Here is a 24,798-nt window from a genome sequence, read left to right as displayed (position 1 = left end):
TTTATACCTGATTCAGTATAAAACAGCGGCCGTTTCTGCAAAGAAACGGCCGCTGTTTTTTTTAGAATAATTTACTGATCCCATCATAAGCATAGTATTAAATATATTAGTTTAAATTCAATAAAAACTTGTATTTGTGAAAGGTATTGTTTAGCTTCAACTATCTGTTAACTAATGGAATAGAAGCTTGAAACGTCGTGACTTTATGTACCTGGCAGGTATGGGCGCTGGAGCGCTGATGCTGCCTATACCTGTAATGGGGAATCATGTGCCGCCGGAGGCCCTGCTGGGGCAAATGGATGTGGCGCTGAAGAAAGAACTGGCAGATGTCGCTTTGAACGCAGCCCGATCCAGCGGCGCGACTTACGCTGATATCCGCATCGGTCGCTACCTGAACCAGTACGTGATCACCCGCGATAACAAAGTGGAGAACACTGTAAACACGGAGTCCTACGGTGCCGGTGTACGTGTGCTGGCCGACGGTGCCTGGGGCTTTGTGGCTGCCGATAATATCACCCGCGACAACATTGCCAGCATGGCCAAAAAGGCCGTTACCATCGCCAAAGCCAATGCCAGGCTATTGGAGCAGCCAGTCGTGCTGGCGCCGCAGCAGGGCTATGGCGAAGTGAGCTGGAAAACGCCCATCGAGAAAAACGCACTGGCTATACCTATCAAGGAGAAAGCTGATCTGTTGCTGGCCGTCAACGATGCCGCTATGAAAAGCGGGGCCAATTACATGAACTCGCTCCTCTTTCTGGTGAACGAACAAAAGTACTTTGCCTCAACCGATGGCTCTTACATTGACCAGGACGTGCACCGTATCTGGCCTATTTTCATCGCTACGGCCATTGACCCTGCCACGGGCAAGTTCGAGACACGTCAGTCGTTGAGCTCACCGATGGGCATGGGGTATGAGTACCTGGATGGGCGCAAAGAGAGCAAGATCGCCAGCGTGACGACTCTTTACGGCAATCATTATGATATGCTGGAAGACGCCACCGCAGCCGGCAAGCAGGCCGTAGAAAAGCTAAAAGCAAAGTCGGTGGAGGCAGGCAAATATGATCTCGTGCTTGATCCGTCGCATCTCTGGCTGACTATACATGAATCGGTGGGGCACCCGCTGGAGCTCGACCGTGTGCTGGGCTACGAAGCGAACTTTGCCGGCACCTCTTTTGCCACGCTGGACAAGTGGAAATCCAAAAACTTTAACTACGGCAGCAAAATCGTCAATCTGTTTGCAGACAAAACACAGCCCGGTTCGCTCGGTGCTGTGGGCTATGATGACGAGGGCGTGAAGACCAAGAAGTGGGATCTGGTAAAAGACGGTACACTGGTGAATTACCAGGCCACCCGCGACCAGGCGCACATCATCGGCGAGAAAGAATCGCATGGCTGCTGCTACGCCGACAGCTGGAGCTCGGTGCAGTTCCAGCGCATGCCGAACGTGTCACTGGCGGCAGGTAAGACGCCGCTCAGCGTACAGGACATGATCAAGGATGTGAAGAAAGGCATCTACATCATCGGGGACGGCTCTTTCTCGATAGACCAGCAGCGCTACAATTTCCAGTTTGGGGGCCAGCTTTTTTACGAGATCAAAGACGGGCAGATTGCCGGTCAGCTGCGGGATGTGGCCTACCAGAGTAATACCCAGGAATTCTGGAACTCCTGCACCGCTATCTGTGATGAGCGTGACTACCGCTTAGGCGGCTCCTTCTTCGACGGCAAAGGTCAGCCAGAGCAAGTGAGCTCCGTGTCCCATGGCAGCGCGACCACCCGCTTTAATGGAGTGAATGTGATCAATACAGCTCGTAAAATCTAAACTCTCAAACTATGTTATTCACGGAACAACAGGCACGGGATATTATGCAGAAGACGCTGCAATACTCCAAAGCAGATGAGTGTGTGGTGAACCTGCAGGGCAGTGACAGCGGGAACATACGCTATGCGAATAATGCTGTGTCTACCAGCGGCGAAAATAGTACCACCAGTTTAGTAGTGACATCTGCATTCGGCAAAAAAACAGGTATAGCCACCATCAACGAATTTGACGATGCCTCGCTGGAGAAGGTGGTGCGCCGCTCCGAAGAACTGGCTCAACTGGCGCCCGAAAATCCGGAGTATATGCCGATACTCGGACCGCAGAAATACAGCAGCTCCAATGCTTATTTCAAGAGCACGGCAGCGTTCTCACCCGAGCAACGCGCCAATGCCGCGGCGGCGAGCATACTGCCCGCCCGCCAACGCAAGCTCATAGCCGCTGGCTATCTGCAACATAATAATGGTTTCCAGGCCATGCTCAATTCCAAAGGCTTGTTTGCCTACCATCCCAGTACCGATGTAAGATTCTCGGTAACGGTGCGCAACGAAGCAGGTACAGGTTCGGGCTATGCATCCCGCGGATACAACGACATCACCAAACTGGACACGGCCACAGCTTCCAAAATCGCCATGGACAAAGCTGAAGGTTCAGCCAAGGCAGTTGCCATAGAGCCAGGCAAGTATACGGTCATACTTGAACCTGCTGCCGTGGCGGTGCTGCTGGAGAACATGTTCTTTAATATGGATGCACGCAATGCCGACGAAGGCCGCAGCTTTATGAGCAAGCCAGGGGGCAAAACCAAGATCGGCGAAAAACTGGTAGATTCAAAAGTGAATATCTACTCGGACCCTACTCACCCAGACTTGCCTACAGCCACCTGGAGTGAAGATGGACGGCCTCTGGAAAGAACTAATTGGATCGAGAATGGGGTGATGAAGAATCTGTATGCCTCGCGCTACTGGGCAGAAAATAAAGGGGCAAAGTCAATCCCAATGCCGAATAATGCGATTATGGAAGGCGGCAAGGCATCGCTGGATGACATGATCAAAAACACCAAGCGGGGAATACTGGTGACGCGTTTGTGGTACATCCGCTCTGTGGATCCGCAGACCCTCCTGCTGACAGGTCTTACACGCGACGGTACTTTTTTAATTGAGAATGGGAAGGTAAAGCATCCGGTGAAGAACTTCCGCTTCAATGAAAGTCCGATCATTATGCTGAACAACCTGGAGGAAATGGGACGTCCGGAAAGGGTGGTGAGTGGGGAGTCGAACATCAATTATATTCTGCCACCACTCAAGGTCCGTGACTTTACGTTCAGCAGTCTGTCAGACGCTGTTTAAGCTAGTTAGATCACGACTTAATCTAAAACTAAAGAAACCGCTTTGGTCAGTCCTGGCGGTTTCTTTGGTTTCTAATGCTTACTTATTCAATTCAAATTCGTAATGCTCCAGACTTTCCCAAGGCTGGTTCGTTCGCATAAACTGCCCCGTCCCAAAAGCTACTTCTTTGCCCCTTTCATTGTAAAGCGTTGCCTCTGCCACAAAGAGATTTTTGCTTATAGAGCGCACCGTACCTACGGCCCTTAAGGTGCCGGCATTTACAGGCCGCAGCAGATTGATCTGAAACGAGGAAGTCACGATGAATACGTCCGGCACCAGAGAAGCAACGGCAAAGTAAGCCGCATCATCGAGCAGCTTAAAATAGGTAGCACCATGTATGGCCTGTGCTCCGTGAAAGTGCTTTGAGTCGACCGGTAGTTTGATTTCAGCCTTGCTATGCGACACTTCGATGCTGCTGCCGCTGAACAGCTGCTGTACATTGGCGCTCAGGTATAGCCTTTCCAGTTTCCGGTGATGGGCTTCAGGTTTGGTCGACATGTGGTGTTTTTTTTGTGCAATTATACGCAAAGCTAATCAGGCGATTGAACTTTTGTGGAAGAAAGAAAAGGCAATGATTGCAGGAATGTTAGTATATTCGCTTGCTGACAGGTATAGCTGAACAAATTGCGATGGATAGAGAAAGGAGTTGCCTTTATTCACGTGCTATACACAAGCAGAAAAAAATAAAACAACATTATGTCAGATGAATTGAAACAGTGTCCGAAATGCAACTCGCCTTACGGATACGCCATGGGAGAAGCGCTCTATGCTTGTCCGGAGTGTGGAAATGAGTGGAACCCGAATGAAGTGGAAGAGGATGCGGGTTTGAAAGTAGTGGATGCGAACGGCAATATTCTTCAGGACGGCGATTCAGTTGTTGTCATCAAAGACCTGCCTGTAAAAGGCGCTCCTAAACCGGTGAAAGCTGGAACAAAAGTAAAGAACATACGCCTGACCGAGGGTGATCATAACATCGATTGCAAAATTGATGGCTTTGGTTCTATGGGGCTTAAATCAGAGTTTGTAAGAAAAGCTTAATCAGTCTGTGTAAACAGTCGGGCAGGGGCAGCATTATATGGTAGATATCTTCACTGAAATTGACATTAACAGACCTCTTTTCGAAGTGTCGGCTTATGCTGCAGATCCGGATAATGCGCCGGTGTGGTATGATAATATCAAGTCGGTGGAATGGAAGAAGTCAATGCCCCTGGTTGTTGGTTCGCAGGTCGCTTTCGTCGCTCACTTCCTGGGTAAGAAGCTCTCCTATACCTACGAAATCATAAGCTATGTTCCTGGGCAAAAAATGGTGATGCGAACGGCTGAAGGGCCATTCCCGATGGAAACCACCTATACCTGGGAGGCAATCGATGCCGGCAGCACACATATGACCCTTCGCAATGCCGGGCAGCCATCCGGGTTCTCTAAAGTGTTCGCTCCTTTTATGGCAACCATGATGCGTAAAGCCAATAGCAAGGATCTGAAAAAGCTAAAGGAAATCCTGGAGAACAGCTGATCTTATACTTTAAGTAAAGCATCCTTTAAAATGGAATATCCCTACGGCCCCGGCATCAACCACATCGAATTCTGGGTGAAAGACCTGAAGGAATCGGTGCTTTTCTATGGAGAGTTATTCCCGCTAATCGGCTGGCATGCGCTCAACGAAACATCCTTTAGCTGCGGCCAGCACGAAATCTACTTTAAGCAAATGCCAGTTGCGTTTTGCGATAGCCTGGGTGTGCGGCATATCTGCTTTCATGCTGTTAGCCGGGAGGTGGTTGATCAGGTAGGGGAGTGGCTTCGGGGGCAAAATACTGCAATCATACGTGGGCCGCAGGAGATGCCACACTATAGCGCGAGTTATTATACCGTCGATTTTCGGGATCCGAATGGCTTTGTGCTGGAGGTGGCTTATACTCCTGAGGTAAAGCTTTAAACACGTACAGCAGTAGCTGAAAAAAACAAAGGCAGCTAGTGCTAGCTGCCCGTTTTTCATAGTTATATTTTGTGCTATGAACTCCTTATACTCCTAATGCAAAACTATGTTGTGGCAAGGTCAGCATTTATTGTTGAAGTATTATTCTGCTAAGCGAGAACACCTGTTTTTAAGGTAGTAGCACCGGTGCCATCCGCAGCTCTTTCACGCGGTCTTCAAAATATTCTGCCGGTCTCCCTTCTCCAAGTATAGCCACCTTGCCGAACAGCTCAGTCAGTTCCTCGCTGTGCTCCGCTTTCTGGCCCTTGCGGATGTCGATGTAGGCGAAGCGCGTCCAGATCACAGAAATGATCGCGCCTGTTTCCGGGTCCACCATCTGGCCCTCCATCATCAGGTCAGAGCTGCCGTACCAACGCAGACAGGTCCTGATCGTAACCGTCTCCATGAACTTCACTTCACGCAGGTAAGCAATCTGGTTGGAGGCTACTACCCAGGCCCTGCCCGTCGTTTTTCCCATGGCATAGATGTCCAGGCCGTAGTTGTCGCGCAGTTGATCTTCCCGGGCGTTCAGGTAATAGTCAATGTAACGGCCATTGTTCAGGTGACCGAAAGGGTCGCAGTCCTCAAAGCGGATCAGCGCCTTGCTTTCCAGAATTTTGCTATAGTTCTTTTCCATAATAATTGGTGCTAAAAAGACCGATTGGTTTATTTGTAGATAAAAAAATATCAGGTTTGCAATTCAGTCTCGAGCATATGCTCCAGCTGTGAAATAACTGTATTGAGGTACTTGTTATCACCGTAAGCTTTTGAAAGCATAATGCCTCCTTCGACCATGCTCACAAACAGAATAGAAAATCTCTGCGCGTCTGTTTCTTGTCTGAATTCTCCTCGCTCTATACCTTGCAGCACAATATTGGCAACCGCTTTGTGCAGACGGTTGAGCACTTTGACAACACTGGCCCTTAACAGTGGGTTTGTATCGTCGGCCTCGACTGCCGTGTTCAGAACAGGGCAGCCACCCTGTACAGGAGGCGAGAAAAGGTAGGTTTTATAGAATTGCAGAATCGCCTTCAACTTATCCGAAGCACTTTCATTAGTAGCAATTCGCTCTCCGATCATCCGGGTAATGATGCCGGCGGCATGTTCGAAGGCAGCCAGGGCAATCTCCTCCTTGCTCTCAAAATGCCCGTAAATGCCTCCTTTCGTCAGCCCGGTGGCAGTCATGATATCCTGCATCGACGTGCCGGCATAACCCATCTGATTGAACAGAGGGGCTGATCGCTCTATGATGAGCTGGCGTGTGCGTTCTGCTTTAGATAAGGTTGTCTGCATCATTCAGAATTGAATACGCAAAATAAACCAATCGGTTTTTAATTTCCAAATCACGGCTTACCAATCCGGTTTGGTAGGATCAGGCTTGCGTGTCGATTTTTTAGGAAGTTGCTGGATGTACTGCTGCTCTGCGCTGCGCATCGCCTCCAGCATCAGACGTGCCTTTTCAGGATTGATGTTGAGCTGCTGCAATCGGTTGTTCCGGGTTTGCGCTCTTTGTTCGGCATCAGTGAGCGGCTCCCCACTGCGGCTTCGCTCTGGCCTGCTTGGATCGAAATTACTATCAGGGTTCATGCCCTGCATATCGCCGGGCTGCTGACCACTAATTTCTGTTTTTTCGGACTCCTTGTCACTGCCGTTTTTATCTGGCTGCTGACCTCCTCCCTGTTCCTGCTGCTGTCCCTGGTCATCACGTTCAGGCTTATCTACCTCCGCTTCCTGGTCACCTTCACTGTCGGGGTTTTTGCGTGGCTGTTCTGCCTGCTCTTCCTCTTCCGGTTTTTGCTGCTGCGGCTTAGGCTGGTTCTGGGCAGGCTGCTGGTCTACCGGGAATTGATCATCCTCTTCATCCGTCTGTGCCAGTTCCGGACGCTCTTCCAGAAACTTTTTGATCAATTCGTAGTTATACCTGGCTGCCTCGTTTCCGGGCTCCACAATGAGTGTCTGGCGGAAATAGGAGAGGGCCTGCCTGTATTTTCTGTTTTGTGCGGAGATGGCACCGAGCTGGAGTAGCGAAACCGCCTTGATGTGGCGGCTGGCGTGGTTGGCCAGGAGGGTATACTGCTGCTGGGCTTTCTGCAGTTCACCCAGCCTGAAATAGGCGTGCCCCAGGTTAAGCCGTACCTGGTCATCCTGCATGTTGAGGTCTTCCAGCAGGTACTCGTACGACGCCACTGCCTCTATGTACTCTCCCCGCTTATAAGCTGCCGCTGCCAGGTCTGCATGCTCGTTCATGAGCGAGATGGTACGCAGCCCCCCCGACAGAAATCCGATCAACAGTATGGCTGCCAGAAGAGCTTTCATATCCTGAGCAGTTTAACGGTGATCAGCACATCCAGCAGTATAAGGAGCAAGGCCAGCGCAAGCGGATAGATGTACTTGTTGGCGGTTACATCAATGGTTTTGCTTTCGCGCAATTCACCTTCTATGTTGTTGATGGCATTGATCAGCCGGCTCACTTCACTGATCCGACCATTTACTTCAAAGTACTCGCCATCGGTAGCCTCGGCCAACTGCTCCAGCCCTTCGGGGTGTAAACGGGTGACAACTGGATTGCCCAGCTGGTCCTTCTTGAACGAATTGCCAACCGGTATCTGGGCGCCGTCAGTCGTGCCGATGCCCAGCGCGAACACCCGTATGTTTTGCTCGCGCAGCCTGTCAGCCCAGTCAGAGGTACGGCCTCCAAAATCTTCGCCATCACTGATCAGCACCAAGATGCGTGCCTTTTGCTCACTTGCCTCCGGCGAAGCCGCCTGCCCAAATTTCTGAGACACAATCTCCAGCACAGGTATAAAACTGGTTCCGCCGTGTGGTAACAGACCGGTTCGCAAGGTTTGGGTATAAAGCGTAAGCGCCTGCTGGTCGTAGGTGAGCGGGCTTTGCAGGTAGGCTTCGGAGTCAAACACGATCAGGCCGATGCGATCCGAGTTGAAGCGACTGATCAGCCTGATGATGTCGCGCTTGGCCCGTTCCAGACGGGAAGGCTGCACATCGTTGGCGTCCATGGAGGCCGAAAGGTCCACGGCGATGTAGATGTCCTTGCCAATGGTTTTGATCTCCTTTTTCATAGCCCCGAAAGAGGGCCCGAGTATGGCGATGACCAGTAGCACGACATAGGCGTGTCGCAGCACAAACTTCACCCAAACACCATGCGGACGCTGTCCAAAAAAGGCAGACACCTTCCGCACCCGCCACAGATACCCAATGTACAGTCCCATAAAGAGAATGCCGAACAGAATCTCAAGCAGTGTTAAAGTTTGGTACCAGGTCATGTTGTGCAGGCTTTGGCAATCGCCCGATGACAAATATAAGAAAGGAAAGCCAATGTCACGGGATTTTGAGGCACCTTGTAGAAGGATGCAGGTATAGCAGGAAGGGGAGGTAAGAGGCGGGGAGGAGAAAAGGGAGCGAGGGCTTAAATTTTTTTCTGAAAATTTCGCCTCAGAAAGCTGAATAGAATCAAGTAGTTAGTTTTCGAAAAGGGAGTTTAGAGGTGTGCCAGGCGGGTTTGTTTACTAAAATTTTGGGGTATGCTATTGTGTGGGCAAATTTAATGTAGTATGTTTGCAATCTCTTCAGCAGGGAGAGACCCGGAGGGGTGGGTGAGTGGCTTAAACCAGCAGTTTGCTAAACTGCCGTACTGGAAACGGTACCGGGGGTTCGAATCCCCCCTCCTCCGCAAGCGAAAAAAATAAATTGAAAAAGTTTTGACAATTTAAATTCTTCGCTTACTTTTGCACCGCGTTCAACATTAACGGCGACATCAAAATCGCTAACCGGAGTTGAAAGCACAGTTCGGGGTGTAGCGTAGCCCGGTATCGCGCCACATTTGGGATGTGGAGGTCGTAGGTTCGAATCCTGCCACCCCGACTTAAAAATTTCGGAAGCAATTCCGAAATTTTTTGTTTAAGGGTAGAGCTAACGCTCTCCTAAGGACGCTGGTCTCGTAGCTCAGCTGGATAGAGCAACTGCCTTCTAAGCAGTAGGTCTTTGGTTCGAATCCAAACGGGATCACTTTCAGAAATTGAAAAGGCTTGTAAATCAATGATTTGCAAGCCTTTTTTTGTTTGATTAAATTTGGGCTTGATAACTGCAGGCATGGCAGCCTGTGGTGCTTCGCCAGCAGTACCCGTCCTGGCAGCAAGCCCGACTCTGAAGTAAGTCAATTTTTGAAAACTTCCATTCATGCATCTCCCCATTATTCCTTATCTTCAACTTTTGCCTCAAAGAGTCAGGTATAAATAACAGCTGATCATTTTACAAAAGTGCACAGGGTAGGTATAGCGCCGATGAGGTATGGCAGGTGCTCAGATTTGACGGGTTTTCTGCCAAGCAAAACTAGAGCTGCTCTTTGTTGACTGAGCCTGCCGGCATTTTGACGAGATTTATACAATTACAATGAACAGAGATTCCAGTACTGTTTCGGAAGACCTACTTTCTAAACTGAAGGCGCTTATACCTGCTGCTTTCCATGAGAATAAGTTGGATTTAGCCCGGCTGAAGCAATTGCTGGGGGAGCAGGTGCATACGGCGCCGGAGACCTATCAATTGACCTGGACAGGCAAAGCGGAGGCCTGCAAGCAACTCCAGGAGCCTGTAACGGACACACTTATACCTGTTCCGGAAGCTTCCGTCAACTGGGAGCAAACGCAGCATTTGTTTATTGAGGGGGATAACTTTAAGGTGCTGAAGGTGCTGCAGAAAGCCTATTCCGGAAAGGTAAAGGGCATCTACATCGATCCGCCTTATAACACCGGCTCCGATAGCTTCATCTACGCTGATAACTTTGCTGGAAAAGGTGGTCGTTCTCAGTACGACCGTAGGCATAGCGGTCATTCCAATTGGCTCAGCATGATGCTCACGAGGCTGTCCCTGGCCCGCCATCTGCTCCGTGAAGACGGCATTATATTCGTGAGTATCGATGACAACGAGCTGGCTAACCTCAAACTGGTCATGGATGAGGTGTTCGGGGAAGAGAACTTCATCGATTACTTCTCCTGGGCAAAGTCCGAGACTCCTGCCAACCTTTCCAGAAAGAGCAAGAAGGTAGTGGAATATGTGCTCTGCTACCAAAAGAATAAGGATAAGGAAAAGTTTAAAGGCATCCGGAAGAACAGCACCAGCTCCAATGGTCTGCTGAACCAGACAAATAAATTGGGCACTCTGACCTTCCCAGCCGGCGTGGTAACCACCCGTCTGGAGGACGGCCTGCTACTGAAAGGCAGCTACGGTACCGAAAGTTATGCCATTGAGCTGTTGGAGGATACCGAGGTGAAAGACGGCCTGTTTGTGAAGCCCGTTGTGCTGCAGGCCAAATTCAAGTGGTCGCAGCCGAAGCTGGACGAGGAAATAAGCAAGGGCACCCGGATCAGTATACCTACGATCAAGCTGAGCCCTTCGTATGAAAAGCTGGTGTACGACAAAGAAGTGCCGCCCAACCTGATCAACTCAAAGGTCGGTGTGGGTACAAACGAAAATGCAAGCGCCCAACTCGAAGCCCTGTTTGGGGCCAAGGTGTTTGACTTTCCAAAGCCGCCCAGTCTGATCAAGTATCTCTTGGGCTTCTCTGACGATCCGGAGGGCATCTTTATGGACTTTTTTGCCGGTTCGGGTGCTACTGCCCAGGCCGTGCTCGAAATGAACCAGCAGGACGGCGGTTACCGGAAATACATCTGCGTGCAGCTGGACGAGCAGATCGCCCCAACGACCAAAGCCTACCAGCACGGCTTCCGTACTATTTCAGAGATCACCAGAAAACGACTGCTCTTACTACATGAAAAACTGCAGACGCAGGAGGGGGATGCGAGCCTAGACATAGGTTTCCGGTATTTTAAACTGGCTCCTTCCAATTTCAAAGTCTGGCGTGGAGACGATACCTGCCATGAAACAGAGCAGGCAAAACAGCTGACCTTATTTAAGCAGGTAGAAAAACAGAAAGGTCATTCAGAACACATGCTGTGGGAGCTGTTGCTCAGGTCAGGTATACCTTTGACTGCCACTATAAGCAAAGTACCTGTCGGTGATACGGTGCTGTATGAGGTCGTGCAGGAAGGGCTCCTGTATAGACTGGATACGATCAACGAGGAGGTGCTGAAGAAAGCGATAGAACTGAAGCCCAAAGCCTTCATCTGTCCGGACTCACTTTTCCAGCTAAACGAAATTGCCAGGACTAATTTACAACTAACCTTGCAGGACATCGGTATTGATTTTAAATCAATCTGATGAAAAGCAATGCTCGTGCAAAACTTCGACTTTGATGCAAACCTCTCCATAGCCCGGCAATGTGCGGCAGACATGGTCCGCAACGGCCTGTACTCCCGCTTTGGCCTTTCAGAGAAGGAGCGGTTGGAGAAGGCGGTGCTGGGATGTATGGGAGAGTATGCGTTCGAACATTGGCTTAAGTCCCTAGGCTATACCTACGAGGTGGATCGTGCCGGCTTCGAAAACAGGAATTCGGATGCGTTCGACTTTTTGATTGGCGGCTGCAAAATAGATGTGAAAGTAGCGAAGAAATCAACTGACAGGCCACCGAACGACAACTGGACCTATGGTTATCCGCAGGAGCAGAAGCCGGCTTCAAAAGATTATGTAATCGTGGGTTGGGTTGACTTCGCGCAAAAGCAGGTAGGGTTTTACGGCTGGATAGCTGGGAAAGAAATCAGTAGATTTCCGGTGGTAATGAAAAATACCTTTGCCGGCTACAGCTACCGGACGCCCAATCACGAATTCAGATGGGGAGCCCTGCACAAAAACTTCGAGCAATTCTTCCAAGGCGTTCTACAGAGCAGGGAAGCTTAAGATCGCCGGTGACTGGTGCTACCCCCTCAGGTATAAGTAAACTCTTTCAGCGTACAGCCTTGTCTTCTGTAGAATTATACTAAATTTGCGCCCCGCCTCAACAGGCGAGCTGCATTTTCCGTTAGCATATACCTGCAAGTATAAAGCTAACACCCTTAAAGCCTGAATTGAACATGACAACCGACACGATAGATAAAGCCACCCTTTTCTCAGAAACAGAACAGCAACTAAAACAGCAGCACTTTAACATCAGCAGCCAGGACCAGGACCGTCCCTGGGGCGGATTTTTTGTGATCGACGAATCCCAGGCGCAGGACTTTGCGAACACCTATTTCGACAATATGTCGGTAGATGAACTAAGGATATCAGGTAAGCTGAGCCCCAAAATACTGCTGGTGGCACCGCACAAGCGACTGAGCTGGCAGTACCACCACCGCCGCGCCGAAATCTGGAAAGTAGTGAGAGGCACTGTTGGCGTCGTGACCAGCGACACAGATGAAGAAGGAGAGCTAAAAGTGCTACGCACTGGCGACCTGATTACGTTGCGCCAAGGTGAGCGCCACCGCCTGGTGGGGCTCGATGAATGGGGCGTACTGGCCGAGATCTGGCAACACACCGATGCGGCCAACCCTTCCAATGAAGATGATATCGTGCGCGTGCAGGATGACTTTGGGAGATAAGATCTGTATTTGACAGGTATAGAAAGGGCGCTGCAGCTTAGCTGCAGCGCCCTTTCTACTGTTATTGCTCCAGCAAATGGCGGCATTTAAACAGCTGCTTCTCCACCTCCTGTATGGTGAAGCGTGGGTAATTATTGCCGAAGTTGGTCTGCACATAGTTGAGGATGTTGGTGATCTGTCCTTTATTGAGGTGCTCAAAACCCGGCATGCCCTGATTGTAGTTTTTGCCATTCACGACAATGTTGCCCGTCTGCCCTTGCTGGATGATGCAGGCCAGCTCGTCGCGATGGTTCTCCAGGTAGTCGGCGCCTGCCAGTGGCGGAATCAGGTTGCGGAGTCCGCTGCCGTCGTCCATGTGGCAGTTGGCGCAGTACTGGGTATAGAGCTGCTCTCCTTCGTTTTGCTTGTCTGTATAAAAGCACTGGGTCAGGGTGAGCAAAGCAGCTATACCGGCAGCATAAAGCAAGAACTTAGTTTTTATCAGCATCCTTCTTTTTCTTTTTAGGCAGCAGAGCAGGTATGTCGCGGATCAGGCGGTCGATCTGTGCGGGATCGGTGCCGTCGTAAATGCCCCGCACATGGCGGTTCTGGTCTACGAGCACAAAGGCGCCGCTGTGCACAAATCCACCGGGCTCCTCTTCGTCTTCCATCGCCGAGACCATGTACTGCATCGCAATGCTGTAGATGCTGTCTTTCTCGCCGGTCACAAAATGCCACTTGTCGCTGTTCACCTGCAGGCGGTCAGCGTAGTCGCGCAGCACAGCCACCGTATCGTGTTTCGGGTCGATGGTATGGGAGAGGAGCATCACACGCGGATCATTTTCAAAAGCCTCGTAAATGCGCAGCATCTGGCTTTTCATTTTGGGGCAGATGGTCGGGCAGGTAGTGAAGAAAAAATCGGTGACGTATACCTTGTCCTGCACGGTGAGGCTGGTCACCACCTGGCTGTCCTGGTTGATGAAAGCGAAGTCAGGTATGCGGTGGTATATCGTATCGGTCACCTGCTGGCCGTCGACTTCACGCTGCACCAGCTGCCGCTCACCCAGGTAGGGGAGCGTGTTTGCATCAGAGGACTGCTCCTGCGAACAGGCCTGCCAGCTGAGCGCAGAGAGGCCAAGCAGCAGTGCTGAAAAAAAAGTGTTCAGTTTATTTCTTTCCATAAGTTGCATAAGTTTCCTGTGCGTGGGTGATGGTGCTGTCCATCAGTGATTTCACTCGCTCCATTTTCTGGTGTTCAGTATTCAGGTACAGCATCGCCTGCTGGTGTGCCAGCGTGTCGGGGGCTTTGTACTGGCGCATCCATTCCATCATGGCTTCATCGGCTTGTTCAAGCTCCTGTATGCGTCGCGTGAGCAGGCTGATGGTAGTTGTGTCGGCAGACTGTGCCTGCAGGGTATCGCGGAGGCTGGTGAGGTTGCGGCGCAGGCGGTAGATCTTGCTCATGCCGGCCATCGCTTCGTCGTGCAGGTCCATCACCTCCGTCTCCAGGGCCTGCTGTCGCTCCGCTTCACTGGCGCCGCCCTCGCAGGCAAGCAGGGTGAGGGGTAGACTTAGGTATAGCAGCCACTTTTTCATCGTTCAGCTGATAAGGTTTGGTATAAGAACAGATATAGTTGCAAAGGTACAGGATATGGCAGAATAATGGCCCGTCAGGTGCTAAGTTTTGGGCGAATCCCTTGAAGAGGACATTAAAAAGCCCGGCGCTGCGGCCAGGCTCTGGTTTGGAATAAGTTTGTTTTGTTTAGGCTGGCACAGCCAGTTCTGAGTGCAGGGCGTGTGCCACCTGGTTGTACTGTCCCTCGGAGATGCGGCTGCGCAGAAACTTCATCACATCCTGGAAGGCATAATGGGCGTGCTCCAGCGTCGGGAAATCGGCCATGTCTGCAAAGGCGTCTTTGGAGCGGATAAACTCCAGCCACTCTTCTTCATGGCGTATGCGCACAGGCTCTTCACGCAGGGTGAAACCATCGAAGTATATACCTTTCCAGACGATCGGAAGCTGGGCCGCCAGGTGTATCGCTTCTCCGGCAGGTATACGGTCGCGGATGGCGTGCAGCACCGCTCTGAAAATGCGGGCAGCTTTCATCTCGTCTTCTATACCCAGGTAGTCGCAGAGCTCGTACAACCAGGTCTTCGCCTCCTTCTGATAATTCTCAAAATTCATGGACATGTTTACCTCCTTTTTTATGGTTAAACATCATGTACTCTGTTATTTACAACGAATCAGCCAAGAGAGGGTTATCAGATAAAAGGGAGTACGCCCACAAGCACGCCAATAGCACTGAAACAATGGTAAACGCCCCAAACAATTTAACCATCAACAATTTAACTACCACTTTTTAAACACAAAGAAGACGGCCAGCAGAATGAAGATAAAGCCGACAATATAATTCCACTTGACCTCTTCGCGCAGGTATAGCACCGAGAAGCCCACAAACACGACCAGGGTGATGACCTCCTGTATCGTTTTGAGTTGAAAGGCGGAGAACTGTCCGTGACCGATCCGGTTGGCCGGCACCTGAAACATGTACTCGAAGAAGGCAATGAACCAGCTCACCAGGATCACCTTCCAGAGCACGGTGTCTTTGAACTTCAGGTGACCATACCAGGCGAAGGTCATGAAGATGTTGGAGATAAGGAGGAGAATGATCGTTTTCATGCCCGAAATTTAACATAAGGCGCATTGATGGCAGCATAAATTTTAAGCAACCTTCACAATGCCGAGTCAGTATGTTCGTTTACAACAAGATGCAATGCCTGACTGAGCTATGAAAAAAACCGGGCCGGCCTGCGTGCCGCTCCTAAGGGCAAAGTAGAACATCAGTGAGTAATTATACTCCTGTTATTTTGCCAATATAATTTGCATTCGACTTGATCAGAAAGACTGCCTTCACAAGAGGTGGTCTTTTTGTATTTATAAGGTATAAGTATTTGTAAAACAGGCACTAATGGTGCTATTTTTTTGTTTAAATTGAGGTGCGTCCGGCTCGGTTTATGAGCAGCCTGCCGGGTGTGCAGCAATCGGTGTAAAGTACTGCTCCGAAAAGCATAGATAAAATGAAATAAATTGGTAATTTTACCTATTCAATCTACCCAGATACACACATGAGTGACGTAGAAGAAAAACAATTGCATAACAATTATTCAGCAGATAGTATTCAGGTACTGGAAGGACTTGAGGCCGTGCGCAAGCGTCCTGCCATGTACATCGGTGACATTGGCATCAAAGGCCTGCACCACCTGGTGTGGGAGGTAGTGGACAACTCCATTGACGAGGCCCTGGCCGGTCACTGCGATACGATCAATGTAACCATCAACACTAACAATTCCATTACTGTGTCAGACAACGGCCGCGGTATACCTACCGACTTCCACCAGAAAGAAGGCCGCTCGGCCCTGGAGGTGGTTATGACGGTACTGCACGCCGGTGGTAAGTTCGATAAAGACACATACAAAGTATCCGGTGGTTTGCACGGTGTAGGTGTATCGTGCGTGAACGCACTTTCAACCGATTTGCACGTAACCGTGCACCGCAACGGAAAGGTATTTGAGCAGCACTACAACATTGGGGTGCCGGCTTATCCGGTGCGTGAAATCGGTACTACTGACAAAACAGGAACTACTGTAACGTTCCAGCCTGATGCTTCGATCTTTACGACTACGGAGTATAAGTACGATACAATTGCCAGCCGTCTGCGTGAGCTTTCTTTCCTGAACAAGGGCATCCGCATTAACCTGACGGACCTGCGTGAGATCGGTGAAGACGGGCAGCCTCTTTCTGACTCTTTTTACTCAGAAGGTGGTCTGAAGGAATTTGTGGCCTACCTGGACGAGACACGTGAAAACCTGATTCCGGAGCCAATCCATATTGAGAGTGAGAAAAACGGCGTACCTGTAGAGATCGCCCTTCAGTACAATACTTCTTATACCGAGAACATCTTCTCGTACGTGAATAACATCAATACCATTGAAGGTGGTACACACGTTGGTGGTTTCCGTCGTGCCCTTACCCGTACCTTGAAGGCCTATGCCGACAAGTCAGGTATGCTGGACAAGGTGAAGATCGATATTGCAGGTGATGACTTCCGCGAAGGTCTGACAGCCGTAATTTCGGTAAAAGTGCAGGAGCCGCAGTTCGAAGGACAGACTAAAACTAAACTCGGTAACTCCGATGTAGGTGGTGCTGTGGACGTGGCAGTAGGCGAGATGCTAAACCAGTTTCTGGAAGAGAACCCGAAAGAGGCCCGTATCATTGTGCAGAAGGTGATACTGGCCGCACAAGCCCGTAACGCAGCCCGCAAGGCGCGTGAGATGGTGCAGCGCAAGAACGTACTCTCAAGCACGAGTTTACCAGGTAAACTGGCTGACTGCTCTGACAATAATCCGGAGAACTGCGAGATATACCTGGTGGAAGGTGACTCAGCGGGTGGATCTGCCAAGCAGGGCCGTAACCGTATGTTTCAGGCTATTCTGCCGCTTCGTGGTAAGATCCTGAACGTGGAGAAAGCGCAGGAGCACCGCATCTACGAAAACGAAGAGATCAAGAACATGATCACCGCCCTGGGCGTGAGCTTCGGAACGTCAGAAGGTGAGAAAGCCCTGAACATGGAGAAGCTTCGTTACCACCGCATCATCATCATGACGGATGCGGACGTGGACGGTTCGCACATCCGTACCCTGATCCTGACCTTCTTCTTCCGCTACATGAAAGAGCTGATTGAGAATGGTTATATCTACATTGCCCTTCCTCCGCTATACCTGGTGAAGAAAGGCAAGGAAGAGCGCTATTGCTGGAGTGAGCAGGACCGCATCGATGCCATTGCCGAACTAGGCAAGGGCAAAGAAGACAGTGTAGGTGTGCAGCGTTACAAAGGTCTTGGTGAGATGAACCCGGAGCAGCTCTGGAACACGACCATGGATCCGGAAACCCGCAGCTTGAAGCGTGTAACAATTGAGTCAGCCGCTGAGGCCGATCACCTGTTCTCGATGCTGATGGGCGACGAGGTAGGTCCTCGACGTGACTTTATCGAGCGCAACGCTAAGTATGCCCGTGTAGACGTGTAATTCTATTAGACTATCCTATTTTAAAAGCGGCTGCCTTCGAAAGAAGGCAGCCGCTTTTTTATTTATGTTATAGGAAGTGACTATGCGAATTGTGTATATTTAAATGAGTGTAACTCCTGTTGTAGTTTATGCTGTTGGGGTAACGAGAATACTCCACACATAGTGCAAATGGTGGGAGTAGGTACTCCTGTTATATATTAGCTTTGGTCGTAAGTATAAAAAGATACAGCACAGCATGAACCAAGTAGAGCCTATAGTAACCATTGACTTGTTCCCAAAGCTTGACGAGAAATTAATATCATTATTGAAATCACTCTCAGCAGAGGATTGGGAAGTTCAAACTATTGCGCCTAAATGGAAAGTGAAAGATGTTGCTGCTCATCTCCTTGATGGTAATTTACGCACGCTATCCATGTTAAGAGATGGTTATTTCGGAGATCAAGCTGATAATATTGATTCTTACCAAAACCTGGTAGTTTATTTGAACAGGCTTAATTCAGATTGGGTAAAAGCTATGAAACGGGTAAGCCCCAATGTTCTTACTGAGCTCTTGGCAATTACAGGAAGGGAATACAATGACTTTCTCAAAACTTTAGACCCATTTGAAAAGGCAACATTTTCAGTAGCCTGGGCAGGAGAAAAGGTATCGGATAACTGGTTTCATATTGCCAGAGAATATACTGAAAAATGGCATCATCAACAGCAGATCCGATTAGCGGTCGGAGAGGAGAAAACGTTATACAGTAAAGAATTCTACTATCCACACTTAAATACTTCTATGCGCGCTCTGCCTTATCATTACAGAGACACAAAAGGAGAAGAAGGGGAATTGATTAAATTCAGTGTCACAGGTGATAGTGGTGGAGAATGGTTTCTTTTTAATAATGGTAAAGATTGGACATTAGTAACAGATTGTTCTGAAAAGCCTGTTTGTGAAGTAATAATTGAAGGACAAATTGCTTGGCGGTTGTTTACAAAAGGAATATCTATAACCGATGCAGCAGACAAAGTGATGATTATAGGCAAGCAAAATTTAGGAGAAAAGGTCTTTGATATGCTTGCAGTTATGGCTTGATAAAGAATGAAAACCATTCACCAGCGAAAGTTAAAAAGCATTAAAACCTTTTTAGCAATTATGTTAGAAGCAGACGATAGACAAGCGTAAAGATAGAATAGTAGCGGCTGCTTTCGGAAGAAGGCAGCCGCTACTATTCTATAACCTTCGTGTTCGCTGAAGTATATATCAGGCGCCAGCGCTATACCTGGCTTCACGAGGCTTCCTGTAGTACTGCCATAGTATTAACAGCACTAATAACAAGCCCCAACAGCCTGCAAGTATCCAGGTGCTGGCATCACTTGAAGTCGGAGTAGTGCTGAATAGTGTCTTGGTTGATTCGTAGGCGATGTTGGCACCCCAGTGTATGCCGAAGGCAAGCCAGAGTGATTTAGTGATGATGACGGCATAGGCCAGCACCAGGCCTAGTAACAAAAGATAGGAGAGAACTGCTGCACCATCACCTAATCTCCAAATGTGATTCAGCACATAGACCAAGGCGGATAGTAACACCCAATGAACGGGCTTCATATACTTTTCCAGATGGGCATATAAATAGCCCCGGGTTAGAATGTCCTCCGCAACAGAGGGAACCGCAGTCATCAGCAGGAGCATGGGAACTTGTCCGGCAAAAGATGCGATAGTTGTGCTGGAAACAATGCTTTCGTACTCCAACAGAACCGAGAGGTAGAACGATAGCAGGAAGAATGTCAGGCCTAGCAACAGCCCCACCATAAGCTGCCCCAACCATTTAGATTTCAGACCCAAACCATAAGCCCCAAGTCCTGTCCACCCTTGCGCTCTGGCCAGGAAAAATGCTGCCACTATAAACCCGATTTTAAAAAGGGCCATTATCCAAAAAGCAGTAAAAAACTCAGGGAAATGATAAATGGCAAACAGGAGGAAAAACCCTGCAGCGAATGAGAGTAGACTACGTATAGGCATAGCTGGTTCGAAGAGCCATTAGAAGCTCCCAAGCCACAATAATAATTTAAATTATAGGTACTTACAATGCGTAGATAGGAGTAAATGTCAAACAAATGGTTCTTTAGTCAGGTGTATACTTACGCACATTAAGGACACTATCACATGGCAGGGGCCTACTTGCCTACCGCTTTACTCAGCTTCTCAAACACCTTCCCCATTTTATCCAGCACAGCCTGCTGCTCGCTTAGTTTATAGTGCTGCTGCAGGTCGTTGGGGTGGCGGTAGCTCAGGTATACCTGGCCTTTTTCGTCTTCCCACACCAGTAGGCGCAAAGGCAGGTCCAGACCTGTGCGCTGATCGGCCAGCATGAGGTTAGTGCCCACCAGCGGATTGCCGAAAATAAGCACATGCGTTGGCCGGAGATCCAGACCTTTGTCGGCTGCAGCTTTAGTGTGATCTACCTCTGCCACCAGGTTGATGCCCATCCCTTGTATGGCAGCCCGCAGCTTGTTCAGCGTTTCTTCCATGCCGTAGGCGCTGGGTCTGGTAATCAAACGCTCCGATTGCGAAGGCTGTGCTATACCTGCACAGGCGATGCAGATCAACAGGGAAAATGCTGATACAAGGTGCTTCATCTTATTAAAATCTAAAACCGACACGGGCATCCAGAAAATCAGCTACATGGCGATGGGCCTTCAGGTTGATGCCGTAGAACATACGTCCGCCAGTATGGTACTCCAGGCCCCAGCGCTGGTACACCGGGTCGCGGGCTTTGTATGGGGAGTATACGTACACACCGAGTTGCTGATTGAACCGGAAGCGCCCAATGCGCAACTCGTGCCCCAACAACAAAGCACCGCGTTGAAAATCACGACCATCTTCTTCGTCCTGCAGGTGCTTGCGCAAGGTATAGTCTGCTATCCACTCAGCCCCGCCAGTCAGGGCACTGATGCGGCCAATGGGCTGGCTCACATAGGCTGCTATACCTAATAGTGGCAGCTTGCGCGAAGGTTCGTCGCGGCGGTCTTTGCCAGTGCCAAACACGGCTACCAGAAAATTGCGCTCGTGCTGCTCCTGCATACTTGCTGACATCTGCCTCTCGGGGAAAGCGGCAGGGCGCAGGGCATAGTTGAGCCCCACTGTGGCCGATGGGAAGTTGATGCCCTTGTTCGGCTGCCGCAAGCCTCCGTTCGAAATATGCTTATAGGTGCCACCCGCCCGTAGCATCCAGCGCTCACTCAGCCGGTAGTTACCCATCAGGTTGATCTCGAGCGGGAAACTGATGGCCGTGCTGTAAAAGAGATTTTCAGGGTTTGTCTCAGGGTCATAGATGTTGTCCATGTAAGCCAGCCCGGCCCCGAAACGGAAAGACAGGCTAAAGCGGCGGTGAGCTGAGAGAAAAGGCTCTACATACAGAAGCAAGGTATAGGCATTGCCCAGAATGTCAGGATTGTCGAAGTTGTAGTAAGCCAGTGCCGCACCTAATCTGGGGTAACCCTGTATGTACTGCCAGGCACGCTCGTTGGTAAAGTGCATACTAACATCAGCCTCTATACCCCAGGGATTGGAGCCGGAAATATCACGTATTTCGCGTGAATGCGGTATAATGAAGCCTGTGTGCCCCGTCAGGCCAATGTTGATCGCTGACCGGATGGAATCGCCTTGCCACACAGCACCTGCCAGTGCATGCCTACACAGCAGCGACAGAACCAAAGCCATGGATAATAGTAAGCAGGTATGAAAGTGTCTTCCACTGTTCGTCATCTTTACATCCTTACTTGCAGCTTCAAGACACTTTTAAATCTTCAACAGGCCAGCCCGCCAGCTTGGCGCCCGCCTGGTAGGCGCTCTCCAGGAAGTCAAGCAGGGCCTGGCGCGGGTTTTCTTCTCTGCGAAGACTATCGTAAGGGAGCAAGGCCATCGGGCTGCCGCTGGAGTCTATCCAGGAGGCAGCTTTGGGTTTTAGGGGCTCTTTGTCTATACCTTCCGGAGAAGGGTAGGTATAGGAGTAAAATGCCGGAAAGGGCACCTTATCATCTCCTGGCCAGAAACCGAAGCTGATCACCTCATGCGAATAGGCATTGCGCTCTACCAGGCTGGCATCTTCCCGTATGGGTAGTTTCTTGCCTGAAAAGCGGGTCACCGTCAGGTCGGTGTGATGCCAGTAGAACTGAACAGGACAGGTTTTGCCGTAGAAGCGACCGCTAAACTCTTTCAGGACTTCGTCTGCCACAGTCAGCACCCGCCAGTAAGTGTTTACCTGCTCGGAGTTATAGGTAGCGTGGGTATGGTCCTCGGCAAAAGGTATCTTGCTTTTGTTGTCGTATGGCTTGGCCAGAATCTCTACCTTGATACCCAGCACATCCAGGGATTTCATGACAGTGATATAGAACTCCGAAACACTCAATCCGTCCTGCAGCCTGATCTCCTCCACGGCTCCGGTGCTCGTTCTGATGCTGAGTTGATGATCGATGAAGTCGAACTGTATCTCGAAGGTATAGAACCTGAAAGGGATAGGTCCTGTCGTGAGTCCGCGTGCGTTTACGTACAGCGTAACATGCCACCAATGATTGAGCGGGGGCATCAGCGTCAGACGTATCTTGCCTACGATCTGCAGGTACAGGTGCAGTGTATTTTTTGTGGCCTCCCAATCTGCCAGGGGCAGCGGAGGGAGCTCAAATTCGCTGGTATCAGGTATTGGGTTTGCTTGCATAGCTTCTCTCAATTGCTCTTGTTTTATACCGGGCACAGGCTGATTGGTTCTGAGATTCTGGTGAAGATCAAGGTATAGGCGAACTTTTTTTGGTGCCGGAGGGAGCTTTTAGAAAACATTTATGCAAGCTTTCGTCAAAAGGCATGACAAATTCACTTACAAAAATTATATTAGCAGTTGGGCATACTTAGTCCAATGTCCGTATACCTGCGTCTGTCAGGGAGCCTCTGTTCTCCGACTTGACTTGAGGCTTCTTTAATATCTGAAAACATGCTAACCAATAAGGTTTCTGACCAAATAAAGCGAAGTAAATACATTAGCCGCGACCTGAGCTGGCTGCGTTTCAACTACCGTGTGCTCGACCAGGCCCGCGACACCAGCCGCACTATTTTCGACCGGCTCAAGTTTATGGCCATCACGGCTTCCAATCTCGACGAGTTCTTTATGATCCGGGTGGGAAGTTTGTACAACTACATTGACTACGGCAAAGAGCGACTGGACTACTCTGGTCTGCGCGAACTGCCTTTCCGCAAGAAGCTGCTCGACTACGCCCACCGCTTCGTCAATGATCAGTACCTCACGTTCAACAACGAACTTGCCGAGCTGTTTGACAAAAGCGGTTTTGACATACTCAAAGTGGGTGACCTGACCGAGATCGAGCAGAAGAAGGTAGACAGCTACTTCAAGAATACGATCTACCCGCTGCTCACGCCCATGGTGTTTGACAATTATCATGGCTTCCCGCTACTCATGAACCAGCTGCTAACCTTTGGTGTGGTAACCCGCACCACCGAGGAGCAGAAGGCGCAGGACCGCGTAACCTTTGTGCAGATACCACAGAACCTGGCCCGTTTTTACGAGATCAACCGAAAGGACAAGATCATCTTTGTGCCGATTGAGGAAATCATCCGCTGGAAGATCAAAAAGCTTTTCCGCAACGTGGAGATCGTGTCGGCGAACCTCTTCCGCATTACCCGCAACGGAGACTTTACACTGGAGGAGTCCGACGACATTGAGGCGGACTTTGTGCAGGAGATCAAGTCGAAGCTGAAGACCCGCAAAAAAGGACGTGTGGTGCGCCTGGAGATTGAGCGCAATCCGTCTGCTTTTATGATGAAGGTGCTGAAGGAGCGCTGGACCATCGACAATGCCAACGTCTTCACGATCAACAGCATGATCGATCTGCGTGGCCTCTGGCAGATCATCAACCACCGGCAGTTCAAGGACAAGGGCTTTAAGCAACCCGCATCCGTCACGCCGCTCAGCCTCCCAGCCGAGTCTGTGGACATGTTTCAGTACCTGAAAGAGCATGATGTACTGCTGCACCACCCCTACAACAACATGGAGCCGGTGGTCCAGCTGCTGGAGCGTGCCGCCGAAGACCCTTATGTGCTGGGTATTAAGCAGACGATTTACCGCCTGGCCGACCAGTCACGCGTGACAGCTGCCCTGCTCAAAGCCGCTGAAAACGGCAAGCACGTGTCGGTATTGTTTGAGGTGAAGGCCCGCTTTGATGAAGAGCGAAACCTAAGGGAAGGGGAGCGCCTGGAGAAGGCTGGCTGCTTTGTAATCTACGGCATCAGCAAGTACAAGACGCATACCAAAATGCTCATGATCATCCGCAAGGAAGGGGAGAAGGTAACGCGCTACGTGCACATTGGAAGCGGCAACTACAACGAGCAGACAGCCCGCCTGTATACCGACGTGAGTTTGCTCACTACCAATGAGGTATATGCGCATGACGTGTCGGAGTTTTTCAATGTAATAACCGGTCACTCCCGACCGAACGAGTACAAGTACCTGCTCACTTCACCTAAGTCCATGCGCCAGCAGTTGATCGAACTGATTCGCCATGAGGCACGCAATGCCAAGAAAGGGTTGAAGAGCGGGATTGTGATCAAGATCAACTCGCTGGAAGACAAGGAGGTGATCGACGAGTTTTACAAAGCCTCCAAGGCTGGTGTTCCGATCAAGCTGATCGTGCGCGGCATCTGCTGTTTACGGCCTGGGCGTGAAGACCTGAGTGAGAATATCTCGGTGAAGTCGATCGTAGGGGAGTACCTGGAGCATAGCCGCATCTATTACTTCCACAACAACGGCGACCCGAAGGTATACGGAGGCAGTGCCGACATTATGGTGCGCAGCTTTGACCGCCGTATCGAAGCGCTTTTTCTGATCGTGAATGAGGAGCTGAAGAAAGAGGCGATCAATATTCTGTACTACAACCTGCTCGACAACCAGAACTCATACATCATGCGCGAAGACGGTACCTATTCCCGCAAAAAGCCAGCCGCTAACGAAGAGATCGTGGATGTGCACAAACTGTTCTACAAGAAGGTATTCGAGGAAACAACGCAGGAAGTGGAGCTTGTGTAAG

Annotated in this window: 25 protein-coding genes and 3 tRNA genes; 14 read left to right on the top strand and 14 right to left on the bottom strand. The window is 50.1% G+C overall.

The annotated features are described in order from the left end of the window. Nucleotides 1-187 precede the first annotated feature (187 nt). Both AC5FXQ_RS00210 and AC5FXQ_RS00205 read left to right on the top strand, forming a co-directional pair. Entirely contained in the window at nt 188-1,819 is a 1,632-nt protein-coding gene (locus AC5FXQ_RS00210; protein ID WP_493600498.1) for a TldD/PmbA family protein, read from the top strand. Between the two features lie 11 nt (nt 1,820-1,830). Beyond that, nucleotides 1,831-3,162 (top strand): TldD/PmbA family protein, encoded by a 1,332-nt coding sequence (locus tag AC5FXQ_RS00205; protein ID WP_493600497.1) that lies wholly within the window; start codon nt 1,831-1,833, stop codon nt 3,160-3,162. 78 nt (nt 3,163-3,240) lie between these two features. Here the strand turns inward: AC5FXQ_RS00205 and AC5FXQ_RS00200 are convergent, their stop codons facing one another. Continuing rightward, nucleotides 3,241-3,699: a PaaI family thioesterase gene (locus AC5FXQ_RS00200; RefSeq protein ID WP_493600496.1), complete on the bottom strand. Its 459-nt coding sequence runs from the start codon at nt 3,697-3,699 to the stop codon at nt 3,241-3,243. A 198-nt stretch (nt 3,700-3,897) separates the two neighbouring features. Between AC5FXQ_RS00200 and AC5FXQ_RS00195 the strand changes: the two genes are divergently transcribed. Genes AC5FXQ_RS00195 through AC5FXQ_RS00185 form a run of 3 tightly spaced genes read left to right on the top strand, consistent with a single transcriptional unit; the run spans nt 3,898 to nt 5,134 of the window. After that, on the top strand, nt 3,898-4,239 hold the full coding sequence (locus tag AC5FXQ_RS00195) for a zinc ribbon domain-containing protein YjdM (protein ID WP_493600495.1): 342 nt from the start codon (nt 3,898-3,900) through the stop codon (nt 4,237-4,239). A gap of 37 nt (nt 4,240-4,276) precedes the next feature. Then, nucleotides 4,277-4,714, top strand: coding sequence for an SRPBCC family protein (locus AC5FXQ_RS00190; protein ID WP_493600494.1), 438 nt, complete (start codon nt 4,277-4,279; stop codon nt 4,712-4,714). Nucleotides 4,715-4,744: 30 nt separating this feature from the next. Next, the gene (locus AC5FXQ_RS00185; protein WP_493600493.1) at nt 4,745-5,134 is read left to right on the top strand and encodes a VOC family protein; all 390 of its coding nucleotides are present in this window, start codon (nt 4,745-4,747) and stop codon (nt 5,132-5,134) included. A gap of 169 nt (nt 5,135-5,303) precedes the next feature. On the opposite strand, the gene AC5FXQ_RS00180 is transcribed toward AC5FXQ_RS00185, so the two are convergent. Genes AC5FXQ_RS00180 through AC5FXQ_RS00165 form a run of 4 tightly spaced genes read right to left on the bottom strand, consistent with a single transcriptional unit; the run spans nt 5,304 to nt 8,457 of the window. After that, nucleotides 5,304-5,810: an acyl-CoA thioesterase gene (locus tag AC5FXQ_RS00180; protein WP_493600492.1), complete on the bottom strand. Its 507-nt coding sequence runs from the start codon at nt 5,808-5,810 to the stop codon at nt 5,304-5,306. A 50-nt stretch (nt 5,811-5,860) separates the two neighbouring features. Continuing rightward, the gene (locus AC5FXQ_RS00175; protein ID WP_493600491.1) at nt 5,861-6,469 is read right to left on the bottom strand and encodes a TetR/AcrR family transcriptional regulator; all 609 of its coding nucleotides are present in this window, start codon (nt 6,467-6,469) and stop codon (nt 5,861-5,863) included. Nucleotides 6,470-6,523: 54 nt separating this feature from the next. After that, nucleotides 6,524-7,489 (bottom strand): aerotolerance protein, encoded by a 966-nt coding sequence (locus AC5FXQ_RS00170; RefSeq protein ID WP_493600490.1) that lies wholly within the window; start codon nt 7,487-7,489, stop codon nt 6,524-6,526. Further along, complete coding sequence (locus AC5FXQ_RS00165) at nt 7,486-8,457, bottom strand: vWA domain-containing protein (RefSeq protein ID WP_493600489.1); 972 nt, start codon at nt 8,455-8,457, stop codon at nt 7,486-7,488. The genes AC5FXQ_RS00170 and AC5FXQ_RS00165 overlap by 4 nt, the downstream gene beginning before the upstream one ends. Nucleotides 8,458-8,777: 320 nt before the next feature. Here AC5FXQ_RS00165 and AC5FXQ_RS00160 point away from each other — a divergent pair. From AC5FXQ_RS00160 to AC5FXQ_RS00135, 6 genes are all read left to right on the top strand, one after another. After that, a tRNA-Ser gene (locus AC5FXQ_RS00160) sits at nt 8,778-8,864 on the top strand. A gap of 117 nt (nt 8,865-8,981) precedes the next feature. Next, nucleotides 8,982-9,055, top strand: a tRNA-Pro gene (locus AC5FXQ_RS00155). 70 nt (nt 9,056-9,125) lie between these two features. Further along, a tRNA-Arg gene (locus AC5FXQ_RS00150) sits at nt 9,126-9,199 on the top strand. 384 nt (nt 9,200-9,583) lie between these two features. Beyond that, nucleotides 9,584-11,407 carry a site-specific DNA-methyltransferase gene (locus tag AC5FXQ_RS00145; protein WP_493600488.1) on the top strand — a complete coding sequence of 608 codons (1,824 nt, stop codon included), beginning with the start codon at nt 9,584-9,586 and terminating at the stop codon, nt 11,405-11,407. Between the two features lie 9 nt (nt 11,408-11,416). Beyond that, nucleotides 11,417-11,983, top strand: a complete 567-nt coding sequence (locus AC5FXQ_RS00140; protein ID WP_493600487.1) for a hypothetical protein — start codon at nt 11,417-11,419, stop codon at nt 11,981-11,983. A 173-nt stretch (nt 11,984-12,156) separates the two neighbouring features. Further along, nucleotides 12,157-12,663, top strand: coding sequence for a cupin domain-containing protein (locus tag AC5FXQ_RS00135; RefSeq protein ID WP_493600486.1), 507 nt, complete (start codon nt 12,157-12,159; stop codon nt 12,661-12,663). A gap of 61 nt (nt 12,664-12,724) precedes the next feature. On the opposite strand, the gene AC5FXQ_RS00130 is transcribed toward AC5FXQ_RS00135, so the two are convergent. From AC5FXQ_RS00130 to AC5FXQ_RS00110, 5 genes are all read right to left on the bottom strand, one after another. Continuing rightward, a complete protein-coding gene (locus AC5FXQ_RS00130; protein WP_493600485.1) occupies nt 12,725-13,150 on the bottom strand; it encodes a c-type cytochrome in 426 nt (141 codons plus the stop codon). Next, nucleotides 13,134-13,823 (bottom strand): SCO family protein, encoded by a 690-nt coding sequence (locus AC5FXQ_RS00125; RefSeq protein WP_493600484.1) that lies wholly within the window; start codon nt 13,821-13,823, stop codon nt 13,134-13,136. Before AC5FXQ_RS00125 ends, AC5FXQ_RS00130 begins: the two co-directional genes overlap by 17 nt. Next, nucleotides 13,810-14,238, bottom strand: a complete 429-nt coding sequence (locus AC5FXQ_RS00120) for a hypothetical protein (protein ID WP_493600483.1) — start codon at nt 14,236-14,238, stop codon at nt 13,810-13,812. The genes AC5FXQ_RS00125 and AC5FXQ_RS00120 overlap by 14 nt, the downstream gene beginning before the upstream one ends. A gap of 166 nt (nt 14,239-14,404) precedes the next feature. Next, nucleotides 14,405-14,833, bottom strand: a complete 429-nt coding sequence (locus AC5FXQ_RS00115) for a DUF2267 domain-containing protein (RefSeq protein ID WP_493600482.1) — start codon at nt 14,831-14,833, stop codon at nt 14,405-14,407. 159 nt (nt 14,834-14,992) lie between these two features. Then, the gene (locus AC5FXQ_RS00110) at nt 14,993-15,322 is read right to left on the bottom strand and encodes a DMT family protein (protein ID WP_493600481.1); all 330 of its coding nucleotides are present in this window, start codon (nt 15,320-15,322) and stop codon (nt 14,993-14,995) included. A gap of 446 nt (nt 15,323-15,768) precedes the next feature. Between AC5FXQ_RS00110 and gyrB the strand changes: the two genes are divergently transcribed. Next, a complete protein-coding gene (gene gyrB, locus AC5FXQ_RS00105) occupies nt 15,769-17,727 on the top strand; it encodes a DNA topoisomerase (ATP-hydrolyzing) subunit B (RefSeq protein WP_493600480.1) in 1,959 nt (652 codons plus the stop codon). Nucleotides 17,728-17,962: 235 nt separating this feature from the next. Continuing rightward, nucleotides 17,963-18,802, top strand: coding sequence for a maleylpyruvate isomerase N-terminal domain-containing protein (locus AC5FXQ_RS00100; RefSeq protein ID WP_493600479.1), 840 nt, complete (start codon nt 17,963-17,965; stop codon nt 18,800-18,802). 168 nt (nt 18,803-18,970) lie between these two features. On the opposite strand, the gene AC5FXQ_RS00095 is transcribed toward AC5FXQ_RS00100, so the two are convergent. From AC5FXQ_RS00095 to AC5FXQ_RS00080, 4 genes are all read right to left on the bottom strand, one after another. Further along, nucleotides 18,971-19,726 (bottom strand): CPBP family intramembrane glutamic endopeptidase, encoded by a 756-nt coding sequence (locus tag AC5FXQ_RS00095; protein WP_493600478.1) that lies wholly within the window; start codon nt 19,724-19,726, stop codon nt 18,971-18,973. A gap of 155 nt (nt 19,727-19,881) precedes the next feature. After that, entirely contained in the window at nt 19,882-20,343 is a 462-nt protein-coding gene (locus tag AC5FXQ_RS00090; RefSeq protein WP_493600477.1) for a DUF302 domain-containing protein, read from the bottom strand. Between the two features lie 4 nt (nt 20,344-20,347). After that, on the bottom strand, nt 20,348-21,427 hold the full coding sequence (locus tag AC5FXQ_RS00085) for an acyloxyacyl hydrolase (protein ID WP_493600476.1): 1,080 nt from the start codon (nt 21,425-21,427) through the stop codon (nt 20,348-20,350). 67 nt (nt 21,428-21,494) lie between these two features. Further along, nucleotides 21,495-22,421 carry a DUF5996 family protein gene (locus AC5FXQ_RS00080; RefSeq protein ID WP_493600475.1) on the bottom strand — a complete coding sequence of 309 codons (927 nt, stop codon included), beginning with the start codon at nt 22,419-22,421 and terminating at the stop codon, nt 21,495-21,497. A gap of 270 nt (nt 22,422-22,691) precedes the next feature. Here AC5FXQ_RS00080 and ppk1 point away from each other — a divergent pair, with 270 nt between their 5' ends. Next, entirely contained in the window at nt 22,692-24,797 is a 2,106-nt protein-coding gene (gene ppk1, locus AC5FXQ_RS00075) for a polyphosphate kinase 1 (RefSeq protein WP_493600474.1), read from the top strand. The last annotated feature ends 1 nt before the right edge of the window (nt 24,798 follow it).

This window comes from Pontibacter sp. LHS1 (assembly GCF_058932855.1).
This window is presented reverse-complemented; position numbering and strand designations above follow the sequence as displayed.

What these genes read in the sequence shown, in the direction of transcription:
- AC5FXQ_RS00205 (WP_493600497.1), top strand. Translation starts at nt 1,831, where the DNA reads ATGTTATTCACGGAACAACAGGCACGGGATATTATGCAGAAGACGCTG.
- AC5FXQ_RS00190 (WP_493600494.1), top strand. Translation starts at nt 4,277, where the DNA reads ATGGTAGATATCTTCACTGAAATTGACATTAACAGACCTCTTTTCGAA.
- AC5FXQ_RS00090 (WP_493600477.1), bottom strand. Translation starts at nt 20,343, where the DNA reads ATGAAGCACCTTGTATCAGCATTTTCCCTGTTGATCTGCATCGCCTGT.
- AC5FXQ_RS00110 (WP_493600481.1), bottom strand. Translation starts at nt 15,322, where the DNA reads ATGAAAACGATCATTCTCCTCCTTATCTCCAACATCTTCATGACCTTC.
- AC5FXQ_RS00130 (WP_493600485.1), bottom strand. Translation starts at nt 13,150, where the DNA reads ATGCTGATAAAAACTAAGTTCTTGCTTTATGCTGCCGGTATAGCTGCT.
- AC5FXQ_RS00115 (WP_493600482.1), bottom strand. Translation starts at nt 14,833, where the DNA reads ATGTCCATGAATTTTGAGAATTATCAGAAGGAGGCGAAGACCTGGTTG.
- AC5FXQ_RS00120 (WP_493600483.1), bottom strand. Translation starts at nt 14,238, where the DNA reads ATGAAAAAGTGGCTGCTATACCTAAGTCTACCCCTCACCCTGCTTGCC.
- AC5FXQ_RS00145 (WP_493600488.1), top strand. Translation starts at nt 9,584, where the DNA reads ATGAACAGAGATTCCAGTACTGTTTCGGAAGACCTACTTTCTAAACTG.
- gyrB (WP_493600480.1), top strand. Translation starts at nt 15,769, where the DNA reads ATGAGTGACGTAGAAGAAAAACAATTGCATAACAATTATTCAGCAGAT.
- AC5FXQ_RS00125 (WP_493600484.1), bottom strand. Translation starts at nt 13,823, where the DNA reads ATGGAAAGAAATAAACTGAACACTTTTTTTTCAGCACTGCTGCTTGGC.
- AC5FXQ_RS00080 (WP_493600475.1), bottom strand. Translation starts at nt 22,421, where the DNA reads ATGCAAGCAAACCCAATACCTGATACCAGCGAATTTGAGCTCCCTCCG.
- AC5FXQ_RS00170 (WP_493600490.1), bottom strand. Translation starts at nt 7,489, where the DNA reads ATGAAAGCTCTTCTGGCAGCCATACTGTTGATCGGATTTCTGTCGGGG.
- AC5FXQ_RS00085 (WP_493600476.1), bottom strand. Translation starts at nt 21,427, where the DNA reads ATGGCTTTGGTTCTGTCGCTGCTGTGTAGGCATGCACTGGCAGGTGCT.
- AC5FXQ_RS00175 (WP_493600491.1), bottom strand. Translation starts at nt 6,469, where the DNA reads ATGATGCAGACAACCTTATCTAAAGCAGAACGCACACGCCAGCTCATC.
- ppk1 (WP_493600474.1), top strand. Translation starts at nt 22,692, where the DNA reads ATGCTAACCAATAAGGTTTCTGACCAAATAAAGCGAAGTAAATACATT.
- AC5FXQ_RS00140 (WP_493600487.1), top strand. Translation starts at nt 11,417, where the DNA reads ATGCTCGTGCAAAACTTCGACTTTGATGCAAACCTCTCCATAGCCCGG.
- AC5FXQ_RS00165 (WP_493600489.1), bottom strand. Translation starts at nt 8,457, where the DNA reads ATGACCTGGTACCAAACTTTAACACTGCTTGAGATTCTGTTCGGCATT.
- AC5FXQ_RS00185 (WP_493600493.1), top strand. Translation starts at nt 4,745, where the DNA reads ATGGAATATCCCTACGGCCCCGGCATCAACCACATCGAATTCTGGGTG.
- AC5FXQ_RS00135 (WP_493600486.1), top strand. Translation starts at nt 12,157, where the DNA reads ATGACAACCGACACGATAGATAAAGCCACCCTTTTCTCAGAAACAGAA.
- AC5FXQ_RS00200 (WP_493600496.1), bottom strand. Translation starts at nt 3,699, where the DNA reads ATGTCGACCAAACCTGAAGCCCATCACCGGAAACTGGAAAGGCTATAC.
- AC5FXQ_RS00100 (WP_493600479.1), top strand. Translation starts at nt 17,963, where the DNA reads ATGAACCAAGTAGAGCCTATAGTAACCATTGACTTGTTCCCAAAGCTT.
- AC5FXQ_RS00095 (WP_493600478.1), bottom strand. Translation starts at nt 19,726, where the DNA reads ATGCCTATACGTAGTCTACTCTCATTCGCTGCAGGGTTTTTCCTCCTG.
- AC5FXQ_RS00195 (WP_493600495.1), top strand. Translation starts at nt 3,898, where the DNA reads ATGTCAGATGAATTGAAACAGTGTCCGAAATGCAACTCGCCTTACGGA.
- AC5FXQ_RS00180 (WP_493600492.1), bottom strand. Translation starts at nt 5,810, where the DNA reads ATGGAAAAGAACTATAGCAAAATTCTGGAAAGCAAGGCGCTGATCCGC.